This window comes from Mesorhizobium sp. M0243 (assembly GCF_040321775.1).
Classification (GTDB): domain Bacteria; phylum Pseudomonadota; class Alphaproteobacteria; order Rhizobiales; family Rhizobiaceae; genus Mesorhizobium.
Map to the genome: position 1 here is coordinate 70,275 of NZ_JAMYSF010000011.1, position 18,477 is coordinate 88,751.

At 62.0% G+C, this 18,477-nt stretch carries 18 protein-coding genes; 8 read left to right on the forward strand and 10 right to left on the reverse strand.

The genetic code is table 11. From position 1 onward, the window contains the following. Positions 1-99: 99 nt before the first annotated feature. Positions 100-1,266 carry an acetyl-CoA acetyltransferase gene (locus NKJ11_RS16560; RefSeq protein WP_127292472.1) on the forward strand — a complete coding sequence of 389 codons (1,167 nt, stop codon included), beginning with the start codon at positions 100-102 and terminating at the stop codon, positions 1,264-1,266. A 25-nt stretch (positions 1,267-1,291) separates the two neighbouring features. Continuing rightward, complete coding sequence (locus tag NKJ11_RS16565) at positions 1,292-2,296, forward strand: asparaginase (protein WP_352793804.1); 1,005 nt, start codon at positions 1,292-1,294, stop codon at positions 2,294-2,296. Here the strand turns inward: NKJ11_RS16565 and NKJ11_RS16570 are convergent. Further along, on the reverse strand, positions 2,289-3,665 hold the full coding sequence (locus NKJ11_RS16570; protein ID WP_352441315.1) for a TIGR03808 family TAT-translocated repetitive protein: 1,377 nt from the start codon (positions 3,663-3,665) through the stop codon (positions 2,289-2,291). The genes NKJ11_RS16565 and NKJ11_RS16570 overlap by 8 nt on opposite strands. A gap of 121 nt (positions 3,666-3,786) precedes the next feature. On the opposite strand from NKJ11_RS16570, the gene greA reads away from it, so the two are divergent. Continuing rightward, entirely contained in the window at positions 3,787-4,260 is a 474-nt protein-coding gene (gene greA / locus NKJ11_RS16575) for a transcription elongation factor GreA (protein ID WP_352441314.1), read from the forward strand. Here the strand turns inward: greA and NKJ11_RS16580 are convergent. The 4 genes from NKJ11_RS16580 to NKJ11_RS16595 all read right to left on the reverse strand — a co-directional run bounded on the left by NKJ11_RS16580 (position 4,257) and on the right by NKJ11_RS16595 (position 8,497). Further along, positions 4,257-4,643: a type II toxin-antitoxin system death-on-curing family toxin gene (locus NKJ11_RS16580; RefSeq protein ID WP_352441313.1), complete on the reverse strand. Its 387-nt coding sequence runs from the start codon at positions 4,641-4,643 to the stop codon at positions 4,257-4,259. The genes greA and NKJ11_RS16580 overlap by 4 nt on opposite strands. Then, a complete protein-coding gene (locus NKJ11_RS16585) occupies positions 4,640-4,870 on the reverse strand; it encodes an AbrB/MazE/SpoVT family DNA-binding domain-containing protein (RefSeq protein ID WP_023760503.1) in 231 nt (76 codons plus the stop codon). The genes NKJ11_RS16580 and NKJ11_RS16585 overlap by 4 nt, the downstream gene beginning before the upstream one ends. Positions 4,871-4,940: 70 nt before the next feature. Continuing rightward, entirely contained in the window at positions 4,941-7,058 is a 2,118-nt protein-coding gene (gene scpA, locus NKJ11_RS16590; RefSeq protein ID WP_023812773.1) for a methylmalonyl-CoA mutase, read from the reverse strand. Beyond that, a complete protein-coding gene (locus NKJ11_RS16595) occupies positions 7,055-8,497 on the reverse strand; it encodes a methylmalonyl-CoA mutase subunit beta (RefSeq protein ID WP_352609878.1) in 1,443 nt (480 codons plus the stop codon). Before NKJ11_RS16595 ends, scpA begins: the two co-directional genes overlap by 4 nt. Before the next feature lie 308 nt (positions 8,498-8,805). On the opposite strand from NKJ11_RS16595, the gene NKJ11_RS16600 reads away from it, so the two are divergent. Next, positions 8,806-10,353 (forward strand): helicase HerA-like C-terminal domain-containing protein, encoded by a 1,548-nt coding sequence (locus tag NKJ11_RS16600; RefSeq protein WP_352609877.1) that lies wholly within the window; start codon positions 8,806-8,808, stop codon positions 10,351-10,353. A gap of 142 nt (positions 10,354-10,495) precedes the next feature. Here NKJ11_RS16600 and NKJ11_RS16605 read toward each other — a convergent pair whose 3' ends face one another. From NKJ11_RS16605 to NKJ11_RS16620, 4 genes are all read right to left on the reverse strand, one after another. After that, positions 10,496-11,545 (reverse strand): class I SAM-dependent methyltransferase, encoded by a 1,050-nt coding sequence (locus NKJ11_RS16605; protein ID WP_352609876.1) that lies wholly within the window; start codon positions 11,543-11,545, stop codon positions 10,496-10,498. A 158-nt stretch (positions 11,546-11,703) separates the two neighbouring features. Next, complete coding sequence (locus tag NKJ11_RS16610; RefSeq protein WP_352441365.1) at positions 11,704-12,786, reverse strand: alpha/beta fold hydrolase; 1,083 nt, start codon at positions 12,784-12,786, stop codon at positions 11,704-11,706. Positions 12,787-12,907: 121 nt separating this feature from the next. Further along, on the reverse strand, positions 12,908-13,732 hold the full coding sequence (locus NKJ11_RS16615; RefSeq protein WP_352609874.1) for a L,D-transpeptidase: 825 nt from the start codon (positions 13,730-13,732) through the stop codon (positions 12,908-12,910). Between the two features lie 171 nt (positions 13,733-13,903). Next, positions 13,904-14,566 carry a haloacid dehalogenase type II gene (locus NKJ11_RS16620; RefSeq protein ID WP_023812779.1) on the reverse strand — a complete coding sequence of 221 codons (663 nt, stop codon included), beginning with the start codon at positions 14,564-14,566 and terminating at the stop codon, positions 13,904-13,906. A 157-nt stretch (positions 14,567-14,723) separates the two neighbouring features. On the opposite strand from NKJ11_RS16620, the gene NKJ11_RS16625 reads away from it, so the two are divergent. The 4 genes from NKJ11_RS16625 (at position 14,724) to NKJ11_RS16640 (ending at position 18,029) form a co-directional block, all read left to right on the forward strand. Then, the gene (locus NKJ11_RS16625; RefSeq protein WP_352793805.1) at positions 14,724-15,602 is read left to right on the forward strand and encodes a branched-chain amino acid aminotransferase; all 879 of its coding nucleotides are present in this window, start codon (positions 14,724-14,726) and stop codon (positions 15,600-15,602) included. 106 nt (positions 15,603-15,708) lie between these two features. Beyond that, the gene (locus NKJ11_RS16630) at positions 15,709-16,305 is read left to right on the forward strand and encodes a superoxide dismutase (RefSeq protein WP_023812781.1); all 597 of its coding nucleotides are present in this window, start codon (positions 15,709-15,711) and stop codon (positions 16,303-16,305) included. Positions 16,306-16,631: 326 nt separating this feature from the next. Beyond that, positions 16,632-17,069, forward strand: a complete 438-nt coding sequence (locus NKJ11_RS16635; RefSeq protein WP_023812782.1) for a c-type cytochrome — start codon at positions 16,632-16,634, stop codon at positions 17,067-17,069. Positions 17,070-17,078: 9 nt separating this feature from the next. Beyond that, the gene (locus NKJ11_RS16640; RefSeq protein WP_352793806.1) at positions 17,079-18,029 is read left to right on the forward strand and encodes a cytochrome c; all 951 of its coding nucleotides are present in this window, start codon (positions 17,079-17,081) and stop codon (positions 18,027-18,029) included. Here the strand turns inward: NKJ11_RS16640 and NKJ11_RS16645 are convergent. Then, entirely contained in the window at positions 18,026-18,433 is a 408-nt protein-coding gene (locus NKJ11_RS16645) for an SET domain-containing protein (protein ID WP_352759021.1), read from the reverse strand. The genes NKJ11_RS16640 and NKJ11_RS16645 overlap by 4 nt on opposite strands. Between the last annotated feature and the right edge of the window lie 44 nt (positions 18,434-18,477).

Sequence of the window (18,477 nt, forward strand, 5' to 3'; positions counted from 1 at the left end):
AGCCCTTCACGAGGCGAGCAGGATTGTTTATATTTGAACAATAGAGGCGAAATGCGCCGTGGCCCACATGCTAGGCTGGCGCCAAGGATGGAGACCGCCATGACCGCATGCATCGTTGGCTGGGCGCATTCGCGCTTCGGCAAGCTCGAGGGCGAAACGCTCGAGAACCTCATCGTCAAGGTCGCTACGGACGCGCTCGACCATGCCGGCATCGGTCCCGACGAGGTCGACGAGATCGTGCTCGGCCACTTCAATGCCGGCTTTTCGGCACAGGATTTTACCGCCAGCCTGGTGCTGCAGGCCGACGACCGGCTGCGCTTCAAGCCGGCGACGCGCGTCGAGAACGCTTGCGCCACCGGATCGGCGGCGGTCCGCCAGGGCATCCGTGCCATCGACGCCAATGCCGCTCGCATCGTGCTGGTGGTCGGCGCGGAGCAGATGACGACAACGCCGGGGCCGGAGATCGGCAAAAACCTGCTCAAGGCGTCCTATCTGCCCGAGGACGGCGAGACACCGGCGGGTTTCGCCGGCGTCTTCGGCAAGATCGCGCAGGCCTATTTTCAGCGCTATGGCGACCAGTCGGATGCGCTGGCCATGATTGCCGCCAAGAACCACAAGAACGGCGTCGACAATCCTTATGCGCAGATGCGCAAGGATTTCGGCTATGAGTTCTGCCGCCAGGAGAGCGAGAAGAACCCCTTCGTCGCCGGTCCTCTGAAGCGCACCGACTGCTCGCTGGTCTCCGACGGCGCCGCCGCCCTCATTCTCGCCGACACCGCCACGGCGCTGAAGATGCGTCGTGCCGTTGCCTTCCGCGCCAACGAGCATGTGCAGGATTTCCTGCCGATGTCGAAGCGCGACATCCTGACTTTCGAAGGCTGCGAGCAGGCTTGGACCCGGGCGCTCAAGAACGCCGGCGTGACGCTCGACGATCTCTCCTTCGTCGAAACGCATGACTGCTTCACCATTGCCGAACTGATTGAATATGAGGCGATGGGCCTTGCCAAGCCGGGAGAGGGGGCCAAGCTGGCGCTGGACGGCACAACGGCTAGGGATGGTCGCCTGCCGGTCAATCCATCCGGCGGGCTGAAGGCCAAGGGCCATCCGATCGGCGCCACGGGCGTGTCCATGCATGTCTTGACCGCCATGCAGCTTGTCGGCGAGGCCGGCGGCATCCAGGTGCCGGGCGCAAAACTCGGCGGCATCTTCAACATGGGCGGTGCGGCGGTGGCCAACTACGTTTCCATTCTCGACCGGATCAGATAAACCGCCCGCATTTACGGGAGGGTTCATGACAAATCCGGTTCTGATCGAAGTGTTGCGCGGCGCGATCGTCGAGAGCGCGCATCGCGGCTCAGTCGCGGTCTTCGATGGCGACGGCAAGCCTGTCTGGGAGATCGGCGACACGGCCAAGCCGGTGTTTCCGCGCTCCGCCGTCAAGGCGATCCAGGCATTGCCGCTGGTCGAAAGCGGGGCGGCCGATGCCTATGGTTTCGGCAACCGCGAACTGGCGCTTGCCTGTGCGTCCCATTCGGGCGAGCCGGCCCATGTCGAACTGGCGCGATCCATGCTGGCCAAGGCCGGGCTGGACGGTTCGGCGCTCGAATGCGGCACGCATTGGCCGTCCAATCATGATGCTGAGATTGCACTCGCCCGCGGCGGCGGCTCGCCGAACGCATTGCACAACAATTGTTCCGGCAAGCATTCCGGCTTCCTCTGCACCTGCGTCCACGCCGGCATTGCACATCGCGGCTATGTCAAGCCGGGACACGGCCTGCAGGAGATGGTGCGCGATGCCATGCAGTCGGTCACGGGCGCTGTCCATGGTGAGGACCAGCGAGCCATCGATGGCTGTTCGATCCCAACCTATGCGGTGCCGCTCAGGAGCTTCGCGCTCGGCTTTGCCCGCATGGCCACGACATCAGGTTTTGGCCCAGAGCGAGCCAAGGCTGCAAAGCGGCTGCTTTCCGCCTGCATGGCCGAGCCCTTCTTGGTTGCCGGCAGCGGCCGCGAAGACGTCGCGCTGATGCAGGCCGCACCAGGGCGGATTTTCACCAAAGGCGGCGCCGAGGGCGTCCATTGTGCCGCAATTCCGGAGCTCGGTCTCGGCATCGCGCTCAAATGCGACGATGGCGCCGGCCGCGCCGGTGAAGCCATGGCTGCCGCCGTCCTTGCCAAACTGTTGCGCGCCGACGAGGCCTTGGCGTTCAAGCTGAGCGAATTGGCAAACACGCCCATCGAAAACCGCAACGGTGCCAAGGTCGGGGCGCTGAGGCCGACAGCAGCCCTCAACTGACGTGATTGCGCTCGACGGTCAGATGCGCATAGCCGGTATTGTCCGATGACGTGAGATCGCCAGTCGCCGGTTCGGCCCAGCGCTGGCCGACAATGGCGCCGTTCAGCGCACCGTCGATGACATTGTCTGAAATGATGGCCGTACCGGCGCCCTCGACCACGGATACGACGATCCCGGTTCCGGCCTTGCGAATGATGTTGCCGGTGGCGACGACATTGCGCAGGTACGGGCCCCAGCCGATCTGCATGCCATAGAGCGGCGTGTTCTCGATGACGTTGTTGGAAACGGTTGTGTCGGCTTCGACGCCGATGCCAACGCCAAACCCTGGCGAGTCGGCGGGGTAGGGGCCGCTGGTCGACAGATTGCGCACAATGTTGCCCGAGCAGACGCCCATGCGGCCGCCTTCGTTGAAATTGACGATCGAGATGCCGTTGGCGGCACCGTCGACGATGTTGTTGCTGATGATGGCGCCTTCGAACGAGAATTCGGAATAGACCGCCGTTTCGCCCGAGCGCGAGCAGGTGTTGCCCGATATCTGCAGGTTGCTGGCGCTGTTGGCCCGGATCGCCGAGAAGGCGCAGTCCGAGACGATGTTGCCCGAGATGACGACATTGCCGGCGCGAAAGGCATTGATGCCGTTGCCGTTCTGCCCGGTTCCGCCGCCGCGTGCCTGGATCCGTTGGACGCGGTTGCCGGTGACCATGGTGCCGTCTTCCGCCGCCTGCCAGCGGTGCACGAGGATGCCGCCATTGGCGCAATCGGAGACGGTGTTGCCCGTGATAGACAGCCCGCCAGCCTCGACCGAGTAAATGCCGGCATCGGCGGCACCCGATATCTCGCTGCGCTCGACCCCGCCCGCCGCATGTTCCAGCGCCAGTCCGTTCTTGCCGCTGCCGGTGATCTGGCAATTGTCGATGGCGAGGTGCGCGATACGGCGCAGATCGAGCAGCCCTTGCGTGTAATCGCCCATCGTGCGGTTCGAACCATCGAAGACCAGACCGCTAAGTTCGATATGGTCGGCCTGTTCGGCCATGAACAGGTGGCCGTCACCGCCGTAAACGATGCGCGTCGCGCCCGGCACGCCGGAAAGACGCACGCGGCCGGGCAGCGAAAGATTGGAGACGACATAGGTGCCGGGCGGCAGGAATATCGGCATGTCGCGGCTGTTTGCGTCACGCAGGAGTTTGGCGAAGGCCTTGCTCTGATCGTCTGATGTGCCGGGCTGCACGCCGAGGTCGGTGGCATTGATCGAGCCGCGGATCGAGGCTTTCTCGATGCCAGTCAGGTTTGCGGCCACCGCCTTGCCAAGCGCAAGCCCCATGACGGCAAAGCCGGCGGTCCCGGTCAGCAGCGTTCGTCTGTTCAACATCGGCACAGAATCCCAGCGTTCAAGCCTGCTTATCGCAGGAATCGTGCCAGCCGTTCTGTCTCTCCTGCCGAGCGCGCGACAATGGCTTGTCGAGCAGCCTCTGCGGGCCTAAGTTCAGGAAATGAGCAGAGCTTTCACCCGCGAGGAAGACAGCGAAAATGCCATTGCCGGTGTAGGTGAACGGCCAGTCAGCCACCATCGCAATCTGGTGACGGAACGCGGCCTGGCGATGATCGACGAGAATCTTGCCGATCTGCGCGACATACTGGCGAAGGCCGAGCGCAAAGCCGACCGCGAGCGCATCGCGGTCGTGTCGCGCGACCTGCGCTATTGGACCGCCCGGCGTGAAAGCGCCGAACTCTCCGCACCGGAGCCGGGCAGCGACGTGGTGCGCTTCGGCATGGGCGTCACGATCGAAGGCGACGACGGCAGGAAGGTGCACTGGAAAATTGTCGGCGAGGACGAAGCCGATCCGGCCAAGGGTAGCATTTCGCATGTTTCGCCGATGGCCATGGCCCTGTTCGGCAAGAAGGTCGGCGACTTGGCCAGCGTCAACGGCAAGGAATGGGAAATCGTCAAGCTGTCCGAGAGCTAATCCTCGAGCTTGACGACATGGTCGCGGAAGAAAGCCGCGGCTCCAGTTTCATCGATCTCGCCAGCAGCGACCATCAAGACCAGTTGAATGACGTCCTGCTGGTCGGCCTCGACGCTCAATCCGTTGAAATAAAGAAACAGATCGGCCGCTGCAAAGGCAGTACGTTTGTTGCCGTCAACGAACGGATGATTTTTGGCGATGCCGAACAGGTATGCCGCCGCCAGTTCGCAAAGATCCGGATCGCCATAAATCTCTCGCTGCTGTGGACGGGAGAGCGCCGACTCCAGCATGCCTTCATCACGTATGCCTGCCGCCCCGCCGTGCAGGCGCAACTGCTCAGCGTGAAGCGACTCCACGAACTCCCTCAAATGATGCTCGGTCATTTCGCGAGCGCACGGTAGGCAACCTCGTACTTTTTCATCCGCTCGCGTGCGATCTTCATCTTACGCTCGAATTCCTCGGCGCTGTCTTCGGTGCGACGCAAACGAAGCTCTTCACCTTCCTGAACGATGACGATGCTGTCGCCTGCCTTCATGTTCAGACGATCGAGCAACTCCTTGGGCAGGATCACACCCTCGGAATTGCCGATCTTGCGAATGGTCGTGTTCATGACAGATATCCTGTTGCAACGCAGATTATAACTCGACCGGCGAGAAGTTGCAACAGATATTATAACAAGTCTAGGCCAGCAGCCGGTCCAACAAACGATCCGCTGCTTCCGGTATGACCGTGCCCGGCGGGAAGATCTCGGCAGCTCCCGCCTGCCGCACCGCGTCATAGTCTTGCGGCGGGATGACGCCGCCGGCGACGATCAGCATGTCGCCGCGGCCGAGCTTTTTCAGCGCGTCACGTAGTTCGGGGATCAGCGTCAGATGTCCCGCCGCCAGCGACGAGGCGCCGACGATGTGGACGTCCTGTGCGACCGCCAGCCTGGCGATCTCATCCGGTGTCTGGAACATCGCGCCGACGGTGACGTCGAAGCCGAGATCGGCGAAGGCCGTGGCGATGACCTTCTGGCCACGGTCGTGGCCGTCCTGACCCATCTTGGCGACCAGGATGCGCGGCTTGCCGCCGGTCTTCTTCTCGAAGGCGTCAAGCTTGTCCTGCAGACCCTCGACCACGGGATGATCGCCAAGCGCCTTGCGATAGACCCCGGAAATGGTCTGCACCGTGGCGACGTGGCGCCCAAACGCCCTTTCCAACGCGAATGAAATCTCGCCGACCGTGGCATTGGCGCGCGCGGCTCGGATGGCGAATTCCAGCAGGTTTTCATTGCCTTGCGCGGCACGGGTCAGCGCATCGAGCGCGCTTTCGACGGCGGCGACGTCGCGCGTGCCCTTCAGCCGTTGCAGCTTCGACAATTGCCGCGCCCTGACTTCGGCATTGTCGATCTTCAGCACGTCGACCTCGATGTCGGACTCGGGCCGATGGGCATTGACGCCGACCAGCATCTGCTCACCGGAATCGATGCGCGCCTGCGTGCGTGCGGCGGCTTCCTCGATGCGCAGCTTGGGTATGCCCTGTTCGGTCGCAGCGGCCATGCCGCCGAGCGCCTCGACCTCCTCGATATGGGCAAGGGCGCGCGCCGCCAGATCATGCGTCAGCCGTTCGAGATAGGCCGAACCGCCCCACGGGTCGATGATGCGCGTGGTGCCGGATTCCTTTTGCAGGATGAGCTGCGTGTTGCGGGCGATCCGCGCCGAATGGTCGGTCGGCAGCGCCATCGCCTCGTCGAAGGAATTGGTGTGCAGCGACTGGGTATGGCCCTGCGTTGCAGCCATCGCCTCGATCATGGTGCGGATGATGTTGTTGTAGGGATCCTGCGCCGTCAGCGACCAGCCAGAAGTCTGGCAATGGGTGCGCAGCGACAGCGAGCGCTCGTCCTTGGGCGAAAAATTCTTCTGCATCAGGGTCGCCCACAACAGGCGCGCAGCCCGCAGCTTGGCGACTTCCATGAAGAAATTCATGCCGATGGCCCAGAAGAAGGACAGGCGAGGCGCAAAGCGGTCGATGTCGAGGCCCGCCGCGACGCCGGCGCGGGCATACTCGATGCCATCGGCGATCGTGTAGGCGAGCTCAAGGTCGGCCGTCGCGCCGGCCTCCTGCATGTGATAGCCGGAGATCGATATCGAATTGAACTTCGGCATGTTCTTCGATGTGTATGAGAAGATGTCCGACACGATCCGCATCGAAGGTTTCGGCGGATAGATGTAGGTGTTGCGGACCATGAATTCCTTCAAAATGTCGTTCTGAATGGTCCCGGCGAGATCCTTCTGCGCAACGCCTTGTTCTTCCGCAGCGACGATGTAAAGCGCCATGATCGGCAGCACCGCGCCGTTCATCGTCATCGATACCGTCATCTCGTCGAGCGGAATGCCGTCGAAGAGCTGCCGCATGTCGAGGATGGAATCGATGGCGACGCCCGCCATGCCGACATCGCCGGCAACGCGCGGATGATCGCTGTCATAGCCGCGATGCGTGGCGAGATCGAAGGCGACCGACAACCCTTTCTGGCCGGCGGCAAGGTTGCGTCGGTAAAAAGCGTTGGAATCTTCGGCCGTCGAGAAACCGGCATATTGCCGGATCGTCCAGGGCTGCTGGACATACATGGTCGGGTAGGGGCCGCGCACGAAGGGCGGCAGGCCGGGATAGGTGTCGAGATGCGGCAGCCCCTTGAGATCGCTTTGATTGTACAGATGCTTGGCAATGAGCCCTTCCGGCGTGGTCCGCTGGCCTTTGACCTCGACAGGCGTGCGGCGTGGCGGGATCCAGCCGATCTGGCCGAAGTCCGGGATCAAGAGCCGGCTCCGATCGATTGGTCGATGCGGACTGGAAACAGCGGCTCGCAGACGGCAACGCCTTCGGTGAAGGCCGGTCGCCGTTCCGCCGCCAGCGTCTCGACCGGGCGTTCGTCTTTTGATGGATAGAGCGTGGTGCCGATGATGGCCCGTTCACCTGTGCGGTAGGCTGCATTGCGCTGCTCCGCCGCTGCGTGGACGCGCTTCTGGATGTGTCCGTCCTGAAGGCTGGACAGGACACCGCCCTCGGCTTCGATCGTCTGCAATTCCGCCCAGGCCAGCTCGCACAATTCCATGGTCAGCGCCTCGACAGCGCCGGAACCATAGGCGGGATCGGCGACATGATCGATATGGCTTTCATTGGCCATGATCAGCTGCGTGTTGCGGGCAACACGACGTGCAAAACCCGCCGGCAGACCATGCGCGATCGTGTGCGGCAGGATGGAGATCGAATCGGCGCCGCCGCACGCCGCAGCAAAGCATGCAATGGTGGTGCGCAGGATGTTGGTCTCCGGGTCCATCGCCGTCATCATGCGAAACGACGTCTCGGCATGGATACTGGCCGTGGATGTCGGGATCGAACAAGCCTCCTGCACCCGCGCCCAGAGCCTGCGCAGCGCCCGCATCTTGGCTATCGACAGCAACTGGTCCTGGTCGACGCTGAGTGCAAAACCGATATGAGGCGCAGCATAGACAAGCGGCTGCCGCGCCGTCTCGAACATTCTGAGATAGGAGACAGCCGAAGCCAGCATGATGCCAAGTTCCTGCGCTTCCGTGGCGCCGGCATTGTGGAACACGCGCCCGTCAGCTTCCAGCAGCACGCCCGGAACGCCCATCGCGAAGAAATGCGCCAGCGACTGCGGCATGGAGGCCTGCAGCGCCTCGATAGACATGCGCAGCCGACCGGTTCCCGCGAAGATCGCCGCTGGATCGATGCCGAAGGAGAGGTTGAGTTTTGCCGGGTCCGACCGCCGCTTGCTCAGGAAAGCGACCAGCCAGTCGGCCACGGCGCGGCTCCAGGGATGGGCGTCGATGCGAACCTGGATGCGGTTGAGCGGTATGCCGTCCAGCACCGCCTCCAACGCCTCCGCCGTTCTCGGCAAGCCGTATCCGAACGCGTTCGGCGCCCCTTCGAAGACCAGCGACAATCCCGTGGCACCTTGTGCAACATCCTCCAGCGCTTGGCTTCTGGCGCGGTTGATGTCGGGATCGTCGACTCGCTGGCTGACGATCCATGGCGATTTCGGGTTTGCGCGCACGATCGGTTCCGCCGCGGTGCTGCGGTCGTAGAGCGGTTCGATACGGATGTTGTCGTCGCTGTGCGAGACCAGCCTTTCCTCGAAGGAAGCGCCTGCCAATGCCTTTTCCGCCAAGGCGAGCCATCGCTGGCGCTCGGCGTTCTCGGGTTCCACGTCCTGGATCAAGGCTCCGGCGCCCATCCGTCCTCCTCGTTTCATGCGGCCGCACCAGCCGGGAGTGGTTCAGTCTACGGTCCCCGGTCCGATTTCGCAATGCAATGCGCTTCCAGAGACCGGATTCGATCCATCAGATATAGGTCAGTCCGCGTGGACGACGATTGCCAAACAGCGGCAAAATCCGCAAGCTCCAAAAACCCGATTTGAACGAATGGCCCGGATTTGGACGAATGGCCCCGATTTGGACGAATGGCATTGTCGCTGTGCAATGGCCTCACTATACCTGCGGCAAGGCCACTGGCTTTAGACATCAGTTTGCGGAGACCGTGCATATGGCTGACAACACCAGTATTTTCATCGGCGCCAGCCGCAAGCCCGACGACAGCTATCAGCGTGCCGAGCAGCTGTTGCTGCAATATGGGAATCGTCATGGCCTGGTGACGGGCGCCACCGGTACCGGCAAGACAGTCACCTTGCAGATCCTGGCCGAAGGATTTTCCAACGCCGGCGTGCCGGTGTTCTGCGCTGACATCAAGGGGGACCTGTCGGGCATCGCGATGATGGGCACGGCACAGGATTTCCTCGTCAAGCGGGCCGAACAGGTCAAGCTCGATCCTTATGACTTCCAGGAATTCCCCGTTATCTTCTGGGACTTGTTCGGCGAGCAGGGTCATCCGATCCGCGCCACGGTTTCGGAGATGGGGCCGTTGTTGCTGTCGCGTCTGATGAACCTGACCGAGGCGCAGGAAGGCATCATGAACATCGCCTTCCGCCTGGCTGACGAGGAAGGTCTGCTGCTGCTCGACATGAAGGACCTGCAGGCGCTCTTGGCCAACATCGCCGAGCGTGCCGACGAGATCGGCTCACGCTACGGCAACGTGACGAAGCCATCGGTCGGGGCGATCCAGCGCACGCTGCTGGTCCTGGAGCAGCAGGGGGCCGCAAATTTCTTCGGCGAACCGGCACTGCGTATCGCCGATATCATGCGCACCACCCGTGACGGACGCGGCGCCATCAGCGTGCTTGCCGCCGACAAGCTGATGATGAATCCGCGGCTCTACGCGACCTTCCTGCTATGGCTGATGTCGGAACTGTTCGAGGTGCTGCCGGAAGTCGGCGACCCCGACAAGCCGAAGCTGGTGTTCTTTTTCGACGAGGCGCATCTTCTGTTCGACGAAGCACCCAAGGTGCTGATCGATCGCGTCGAACAAGTGGTCCGACTGATCCGCTCGAAAGGCGTCGGCGTCTATTTCGTCACGCAGAACCCTTTGGATATCCCTGAAAAGGTTCTGGCCCAGCTCGGCAATCGCGTCCAGCACGCGCTGCGCGCCTATACGCCGCGTGAGCAGCAGGCAGTCCGGACGGCAGCCGAGACGTTCCGGCCAAATCCCGATTTTGACTGCATGACCGCCATTACTCAGCTTGCCACAGGCGAAGCGCTGGTCTCGACGCTTGAGGCCAAGGGTGTTCCGTCCATGGTGCAGCGGACGCTTATCCGCCCGCCATCCTCGCGGCTTGGACCCATAACTGCCGCTGAGCGGCAAAAGCTGATCCAGGAAAGCCCGGTCGCCGGCCAGTACGATCAGGCCGTTGATCGCGAGTCGGCTTTCGAAATGCTGCAAAAAAAGGCCAAGGACGCGCAGGATGCCGAAGAGCAGGCCCAGCAGGCCGGCAGCGGCGGCTCGCGCTGGACCATTCCGGGCTTCGGCAATGACGATCCCGCGCCGCGATCCGGTGGCAGGCGCACATCTGCACCGCGCCCGTCCAGCCGCCAGACCGTGGCCGAGGCTGCGATCAAGTCCGTGGTGCGCTCCGTCGGCTCGTCGGTCGGCCGGGCAATCGTGCGCGGGATATTGGGCAGTCTTTCCAGAGGGCGGTGAGCTTCGGATCTGAGGCAGGGGCATCCGCTTTGGCGAAATGCCCGTGGCTTGGAGCCGCATCGGATAGGCGGCATTGGGACAGCCGGTTTTGGCGGAAAGACGTTGGCCGGTTCGAGGAGGGCCCGAACCGACCTTTTCTGCGTCAGGTCGCTTCGAGCACCATGTTGAGTGGGGTCTGGGCAGCCCGCCGGACACGAGAGAACCCACCTGACCGGATCACGTCCGTCAGCCGGTTCTCTCCTGCTTGAGCTCCGAGCGCGAGGCCCGTCTCCTGTGCCAGTGATGTGGGAACGCAGATCATCGTCGAGGCCGAGTAGTACAGCCGTCCGACCGGATTGATATTTTCCTCCAGAGTATCTCCCGCCATGGGTTCGACGATCATCCAGGTGCCGCCCTCTTTTAGCGATTTGCGAATATGCACCGCCGCGGCCTTTGGGTCGCCCATATCGTGCAGGCAGTCGAAGCAGGTGATCAGATCGAAGTCGCGCCCGCCAAAATCCTGGGCCCGGCCGACCTCGAAATTCAGGTTCGTCAGTCCATACGACCGGGCATGCGCGGTCGCGGCGGCAATCGAGGCCGGATGGAAGTCGTAACCTATGAAGCGGGAGGCGGGGAACGCCTGCGCCATCAGGATCGTCGACAGACCGTGCCCACATCCAACGTCGGCCACCGATGCCCCTGCCTTCAACGTGGCGACGACTCCGTCAAGCGCCGGTAGCCAGTCCTTCACCAGGGCATTGACATAACCCGGCCGAAACAGACGTGACACGGCGCAGAACAGACACCCTGCCTGATCGCCCCAGGCAACGCCTCGCCCGGTCTTGAAAGCCGATTCCACTTTTGGCTGGTTCTCGACCATAGCAGCCGCGGTATCGAACCCGCCAATCAGATGGACCGGGCTGTCGGGTTCGGCAAATACGAATGACTGCTCGGGCGTCAACGAAAACCGTCCATGTTCATAGTGCACGTAGCCGGACGCCGCCTGCGCCGACAGCCATTCGCGAACGTAGCGACGCGCGCATCCTGCAGCATCGGCAAGTTCGTCGGCCTTCGCAGGGCCGATTTCCTTGAGCGTTTTGTAAAGACCCAGCGCATCTCCGATCCGAACCAACGGCACGCTGACCGCACCACCAAGGTCGCCCAAAACGCGGCCTACCAATTCATTGAGCCTGGTTTCATTGAGTTGCGTCATGTCGGGTTCCTCCTGATCTTCGGACGACGGCTTGTCGCTCCGCCGATTCCGAGGATGAGACCCCCTCTGATGATGGGCATGATGCAGCAGTCCCGTGGGGGAAGTGAAAGCGAATGCAAATAGGGACAGAAGTCCCTTATTTGTGGTCTGCGAGGAACTCAATCGGGCTGGGGCGCTCGCTCTCTGTCGGACAGCGTCATCACGATTGCCTGCGATCGGCTGTGGACGCCGAGCTTGCTGAAAATCATCGACAGTTGATTGCGCACGGTCTTCACGCTCTTGCTCAAGCGCTGCGCGATCGCGCGGTTGTCCAGCCCCTGTTTGACCAGATCCAGAAGCGCCGCCTCGGCAGGTGTCAGGCCGGCCTCTCGGATTGCGCGCGGCTGCCTGGGCCGCTCATGTCCGAGGAAGGCATCGAGTTCATCCTGGAACACCTTCCAGGCTGGCTCGGTCGGCAGGAGAACATGATTCTTGCTTTCAAGCGGCAGGAAGCGCGCTCCAGGGATCGCTGCGGCAAGCTTGCAGCCTTCATCGAACGGCACGCGCATGTCCCCGCGGCTGTGCGCGATCAACGTCGGGACGCGGAGTTTCACCGCGAGGTCGAGGACGTCGATCCCCTGCATCTGCCAGAGCAGGCGGGCGGCTACGTCGGCGCTTGCCGTCACGCGCTCAAGATCGCCCCACCAGCGGTGCTGTTCTTGTGTCCCGTTGGGAATGAAAAGGTTGGTGAAGAACTGGCAGAACGCAGGATTTTCGCGTCCCCAGCCAATGCGCACGAAATTGACGAGTGTTTCGGCTTCCAACCGCTCGGCCTCGGTCTGCGCTCGAACTCTCGCACCCTGGCCGTAGGCATTCAGCAGCACCAGATGCGACACCCGCTCAGGATGCCGCAGCGCATAGGCGATGCTGAGAGCGCCGCCTTGCGAAAGACCGAGCAGAACGAAACTTGGCTGCTCGATGGTCGCCGTCACGGCGTCCAGGTCTGCGTGCCACGCTTCGATCGAGAGGTCGGCGACATGGCGATCCGACAGACCGCAACCGCGTGGATCGTAGCGCACAAACTGGTTGTGGGCCGAAAGGGCCTGGAGCCATGGCCGCCAAACCGGGCTTTCGAGATCATAATCGACATGGCTCAGCCAGTGCGCCGCCCGAACGATCACCTTGCCTTCCCCGCATGATGCGACAGCGATGCGGGTACCGTCCTCGGACGTGCAGAACCGTATGCTCTGGCTGAGTTTCATCACCACAGAATATCGCAGTGGGCCGCCACGCGACAGACCGGTCTCCGCCGATGCAGAATCGGTTCCGTTTCAGAGAGACAATCCGGTGAAGGAGCGTCGTAACCGCCGCCCCTTCGCCTGCTCAGAAGATCGAATTGGTAATCGCCTTGACCGGTCCAAGTAGCACCGAACCGTCCGGCACGCCGGCGTCGATCGGGATCGCCTGTCGGTTGGCCGTCGCCACCATGGGTTGGCTGGCGTCGCTGGTCACGACGACCGGCGTCTTCGAGGGCACGCGATCATAGAGGTCGATAATGTCCTGGTTCATCAGACGCACGCAGCCTGACGATACCGACTTGCCGATCGACCGCCATTCAGGCGAGCCGTGCAGACGATAGAGCGTGTCGACATTGCCCTGGAACAGATAGAGCGCGCGTGCGCCGAGCGGGTTCTTGAGGCCGCCGGGCATGCCGCCATTGTCGGCGCTGTAGGGCTTCAATTCCGGCTGGCGGGCTATCATTTCGTCCGGCGGCGTCCACTTTGGCCATTTCTGCTTCCACTGAACGACGGCGTCGCCGGACCATTCGAAGCCGGCGCGGCCAAGGCCGACGCCGTAGCGTATCGCCTGACCGCCTGGACGAACCAGATAAAGGAAGTGGCCGGTGGTATCGACGACTATTGTTCCCGGCTTCTGTCCCGTCGGGTCGGGAACGATCTGACGCAGGAACTGCGGATCGATCTTGTCGATGGGGATGGCCGGCAAATCGAAGCCGCCGTCGCTGACTGCCGCGTACATCGTCACATAATCGGTCAGGGTCGGTTCGACATAGGCTGGCGGCGGCGGCTCGACCGGGCCCGGCCCGGTAGTGGCGCATGCGGAAACCGCGATCGAAGCGGCGCCCAGGGCTGCGGCGTTGAGAAAGCCGCGACGGCTCAGGCGAAAAGATTCGATTTCGGTTATGGACATGGTTGCCTTCTTTAAGTCTCAAATCGCAACAAAGCGTGAATTCGCCGACAGTTCCGCAGGGTGCCTGACAACACCTGGGGCGATAGGCGGTTCCGATTCTGGCCCGAACGTGGGCAAACAAAGGCGAAGCTGTGACCGAGCCGCTACTGTGGCGCCAGAGACACAGGTCTCCTAGCTGCCGGGCACAAGGGCTTCGAGCGACGGCAGTATAAGGGCCGGTGGGAAATCCTGGTATTCTTCGGGCTGGTTGGAACGGTTGATCCACACCGTGCGAAAGCCGAATTTGGTGGCGCCTGCAATGTCCCAGCGGTTGGAGGACTGGAAGGAAACCGCGCCGGGGTAGAGGCGCCAGCCGGTGGCGACCATATCGTAGACAGCCGGATCGGTCTTGAAGCGCCGCACCCTGTCGACGGAATAGATGTCATCCAGAACCTGGTCGAGCGCGGCGGATTTGACCGCTGCCTGCAGCATTTCGGGCGAACCGTTTGACAGAATCGCCAGCCTCGCTCCCGAAGCCTTGAGCGCCTTGAGCACGGCCGGCACTTCCGGATAGCAATCCAGCCGCCAGTAGGCATCCAGCAATATCGCCTTGAGACCGGGGTCGGCCGAGGGAACCTTGCGCAAGGCGAAATCGAGCGCCTGTTCGGTCAGTTGCCAGAAATCGGCATAGGCGCCCATCAGCGTGCGCACCCAGGAATATTCGAGCTGCTTGGCGCGCCAGATCTCGGACAACAATTGGCCGTCCGGCCCGATCCGGTCTGCATGACGGCGCACGGCGGCATGCACGTCGAACAGCGTGCCATAGGCGTCGAAGACATAGGCGGCGTATTGCATGACAACAGTTTTGAGGGCAGGTGCGACAAGGTGCAAGCTTTGATTGCATTGCGCCCCGGCACTGGCCTCAACAAAACTCCATGATGCCGGTTGACGGCGCCCGCCAAAGCATCTTCCAATGGCCGTCACACGAGACCGATTGAGGCGGGACGACACGATGACACTGGCGGCTGCGGCGCAATCCGCGACATGGACTTTCGTCGATGGTGATTGGCACGAGGGCAACGTCGCCATTCTGGGGCCGCGCAGCCACGCCATGTGGCTCGGCACTAGCGTGTTCGACGGTGGCCGCTGGTTCGAAGGCGTGGCGCCGGATCTCGACCTCCATGCCGCCAGGGTGAATTCCTCGGCGATCGCGCTCGGCCTGAAGCCGAACATGAGCGCCGACAAGATCGTCGGGCTGACATGGGATGGGTTGAAGAAGTTCGACGGCAAGACGGCGGTCTATATCAGGCCGATGTACTGGGCCGAGCATGGCGGCTATATGGGCGTGCCGGCCGATCCCGCCTCGACCCGCTTCTGCCTTTGCCTCTATGAATCACCGATGATTCCGGCGACTGGCTTTTCGGTGACCGTGTCGCCGTTCCGGCGTCCGACCATCGAAACCATGCCGACCAACGCCAAGGCCGGCTGCCTTTACCCCAACAACGGTCGGGCCATTCTCGAAGCCAAGATGCGCGGCTTCGACAACGCAATGGTGCTCGACATGCTGGGCAACGTCGCCGAGACCGGAACCTCGAACATCTTCCTGGTCAAGGACGGTCACGTCTTTACGCCTGCGCCGAACGGCACCTTCCTGTCCGGCATCACCCGCTCGCGCACGATAACGCTGCTCGGCGAATATGGCTTCAGGACCACAGAAAAGACGCTGTCGGTGCGAGATTTCCTCGAAGCGGACGAAATTTTTTCGACCGGGAACCATTCCAAGGTGGTGCCGGTCACGCGTATCGAGGATCGCAATCTGCAACCCGGGCCGGTGGCCAAAAAGGCGCGCGAACTCTATTGGGCTTGGGCGCATTCGACTTCCGTTGCTTGAGCGGATAAAAAGGCGACCGACGCTTCATCCGGAGTTGTCCCAATCCATTCCAGACCTATCTTACTCCGGTATCGACACCGGATTTTTCCACGAGGGAGTACTATCCATGGCCTTTGAATTGCCCGCTCTGCCTTACGACTATGAGGCCTTGCAGCCTTACATGTCGAAAGAGACGCTGGAATATCACCACGACAAGCACCACAAGGCGTATGTCGATAACGGAAACAAGCTCGCCGCCGAGGCCGGCTTGGGTGATCTGTCGGTCGAAGAGGTGGTCAAGCAGTCGTTCGGCAAGAATGCCGGCCTCTTCAACAATGCCGCCCAGCACTACAACCATATCCATTTCTGGAAGTGGATGAAGAAAGGCGGCGGCGGCAACAAGCTGCCGGGCGCCTTGCAGAAGGCAGTCGATAGCGATCTTGGTGGCTATGACAAGTTCAAGGCCGACTTCATTGCCGCCGGCACGACTCAGTTCGGTTCCGGCTGGGCCTGGGTCTCGGTCAAGGATGGCAAGCTGGCGATCTCGAAGACGCCGAACGGCGAGAACCCGCTCGTTCATGGCGCGTCGCCGATCCTTGGCGTCGATGTCTGGGAGCACTCCTATTACATCGACTATCGCAACGCCCGGCCGAAATATCTCGAGGCGTTCGTCGATAGCCTGATCAACTGGGACCATGTCCTCGAATTGTACGAAAAGGCCTGATGCATGTTGCCCAAAAGTGCGCAGCGGTTTTGGGATAACGACATGCACGAAAACAAAGACTCAAACCGCGTCGTTCGAGTCCGCTTGAACACAGCGCGTTTGATGTCCTGATCGATCGTAGAGAAGCCCCGCGCGATGAACTGCTCCCCCGAAGGTTGATGCCCAACTTTCGGGGGGCAGTTCATCGCGCGGGGCTTTTCTTTTTCTGCGTCGAGATTCCCGTAACAACAAAGGTCTGGCAAAAATCATCAGGGGGAAGGGAATTTTCCCCCTGATGCATCCGTTAACGTCCTGTCCCGAAATGCCTTCATCATGGAGCCAATTGAATGAGAAAGCTTGTTATCGCCATCTCTATGCTCGCACTCGCGGCCTCGGCGGCTTTTGCCGACCCGATCCTCGATCGGCAGGCACTGATGAAGGAACGCGGAAAGATCGTCGGCGGCCTGTCGAAAGTGGTCAAGGGCGAGGAACCCTTTGATGCGGCGGCTGTGTTGACGCAACTTCAGGCGCTGCAGGCGAATGCCGACAAATTCGATGCCGATGCGCTGTTCCCGGCCGGCAGCGACACCGGCGACACCACGGCCTCGCCGAAGATCTGGGAAGACATGGCTGGCTTCAAGGCAGCGGAGGACAAATATCTCGCCGACGTCAAGGCTGCGGTCGCTGCGGCTCCCGCCGATGCCGACGCGCTGAAGGCGCAAGTCGGCGCTATCGGCTCCGATTGCGGCACCTGCCATCAAGGCTACAGAATCAAGAAGGGCTGATCACCAGCCATGGCGTGGCTGAAAAAACTTGTCGGCGCCGTCGTCATTCTGGGCGGCGTCGGCGCGGTTGCCGGGTGGGTCCTGTCGGCGCCGGTGAGGCTCGACAGGGAAACTCTGGCCAAGCTCGGTCCTGGCGACGCTGCCAAGGGCAAGCGCATCTTTTATGCCGGCGGTTGCACATCCTGCCATGCAAAGCCGGGCTCACAGGGCGACACGCGGCTTCAGCTCGTTGGGGGCCTCGAACTCAAGACGCCCTTCGGAACCTTCGTGCCGCCCAACATTTCGCAAGATCCCAAGGACGGTATCGGCGCCTGGTCTGTCGAGGACCTCGCCAATGCCATGCTGAAGGGCGTGTCGCCTTCTGGTGAGCATTTTTATCCGGCGTTTCCCTATGCATCCTACGCGCGCATGAATCCGGCCGACATTGGCGATCTCTATGCCTTCTTGAAGACGTTGCCGGCCGTCGCCGGCAAGGCGCCGGGCAATTCGCTCGATTTCCCCTTCGATATCCGCCGCGGCATCGGCCTGTGGAAATTGCTCTACCTCAGCGACCAGCCGGTTGTTGCCTTCCCCGAAGGCACGCCTGATCCGGTGATATCAGGCCGCTATCTGGTCGAAGGGCCAGGCCATTGCGGCGAATGCCACACGCCGCGCGATCTTGCGGGCGGCACGAAGAAGAACGAATGGCTGGCGGGCGCCGTGGCCGCGGAAGGCAGTGGCGTCGTGCCGAACATCACATCAGGCGAGGGCGGTCTCGCCGAATGGTCGGAGGCAGATATCGCCAACTATCTCGAAACCGGCTTCACGCCCGATTTCGATTCGGTCGGCGGCGCCATGGTCGACGTCCAGCGGAACATGGCCGAACTGACGCCGCAGGACCGTGCGGCCATCGTCGCCTATCTCAAGGCGATCCCAGCGCATCCAAACGGCTATCCGGCCCCCAAGAAGACGGCAAACTAGACCGAGTCTGCGGATGACAGGTGGCGGTCGCCGAGAAAATCGAAGCCCGTTTCGAAGAAATGATTGTAGTTGCAGGTCAGCTCTTCGCCAGGCGCAATGTCGCGCAGCGCAAAGCTCTCCTCGGGCGAGGAGACGTCGCAATTAGGCTCGTTGGCATGGTTCATATAGCGCGCGTCGTCGGCTTCGAAGACGATGTAGTTCGGATCGCGGCGGTCGGGATAGGAGTAGCGATCGAGATAGCTCTTCACCGGGCCGGCCGCACGTTCATAAGTCTCGACCTCGATGAGCCGATCGAACCTTGGGTCCAGCTTCCAGATCAGAGTGCCGCGAGGAATGTGGTTCTTGGCAAAGACGCCGATTCCCTGGATAGGCGATTTGTCGAGATAGACGTCGACGAGCAGCATAATGGACCTTTACGCGATTGGAGGCTGTCAGGCCGGGAAAAGCC

Coding starts and splice junctions, on each gene's coding strand:
- NKJ11_RS16560 (WP_127292472.1), top strand. CDS start 100: ATGACCGCATGCATCGTTGGCTGGGCGCATTCGCGCTTCGGCAAGCTC.
- NKJ11_RS16565 (WP_352793804.1), top strand. CDS start 1,292: ATGACAAATCCGGTTCTGATCGAAGTGTTGCGCGGCGCGATCGTCGAG.
- NKJ11_RS16570 (WP_352441315.1), bottom strand. CDS start 3,665: ATGTTGAACAGACGAACGCTGCTGACCGGGACCGCCGGCTTTGCCGTC.
- greA (WP_352441314.1), top strand. CDS start 3,787: ATGAGCAGAGCTTTCACCCGCGAGGAAGACAGCGAAAATGCCATTGCC.
- NKJ11_RS16580 (WP_352441313.1), bottom strand. CDS start 4,643: ATGACCGAGCATCATTTGAGGGAGTTCGTGGAGTCGCTTCACGCTGAG.
- NKJ11_RS16585 (WP_023760503.1), bottom strand. CDS start 4,870: ATGAACACGACCATTCGCAAGATCGGCAATTCCGAGGGTGTGATCCTG.
- NKJ11_RS16595 (WP_352609878.1), bottom strand. CDS start 8,497: ATGGGCGCCGGAGCCTTGATCCAGGACGTGGAACCCGAGAACGCCGAG.
- NKJ11_RS16600 (WP_352609877.1), top strand. CDS start 8,806: ATGGCTGACAACACCAGTATTTTCATCGGCGCCAGCCGCAAGCCCGAC.
- NKJ11_RS16605 (WP_352609876.1), bottom strand. CDS start 11,545: ATGACGCAACTCAATGAAACCAGGCTCAATGAATTGGTAGGCCGCGTT.
- NKJ11_RS16610 (WP_352441365.1), bottom strand. CDS start 12,786: ATGAAACTCAGCCAGAGCATACGGTTCTGCACGTCCGAGGACGGTACC.
- NKJ11_RS16615 (WP_352609874.1), bottom strand. CDS start 13,732: ATGTCCATAACCGAAATCGAATCTTTTCGCCTGAGCCGTCGCGGCTTT.
- NKJ11_RS16620 (WP_023812779.1), bottom strand. CDS start 14,566: ATGCAATACGCCGCCTATGTCTTCGACGCCTATGGCACGCTGTTCGAC.
- NKJ11_RS16625 (WP_352793805.1), top strand. CDS start 14,724: ATGACACTGGCGGCTGCGGCGCAATCCGCGACATGGACTTTCGTCGAT.
- NKJ11_RS16630 (WP_023812781.1), top strand. CDS start 15,709: ATGGCCTTTGAATTGCCCGCTCTGCCTTACGACTATGAGGCCTTGCAG.
- NKJ11_RS16635 (WP_023812782.1), top strand. CDS start 16,632: ATGAGAAAGCTTGTTATCGCCATCTCTATGCTCGCACTCGCGGCCTCG.
- NKJ11_RS16640 (WP_352793806.1), top strand. CDS start 17,079: ATGGCGTGGCTGAAAAAACTTGTCGGCGCCGTCGTCATTCTGGGCGGC.
- NKJ11_RS16645 (WP_352759021.1), bottom strand. CDS start 18,433: ATGCTGCTCGTCGACGTCTATCTCGACAAATCGCCTATCCAGGGAATC.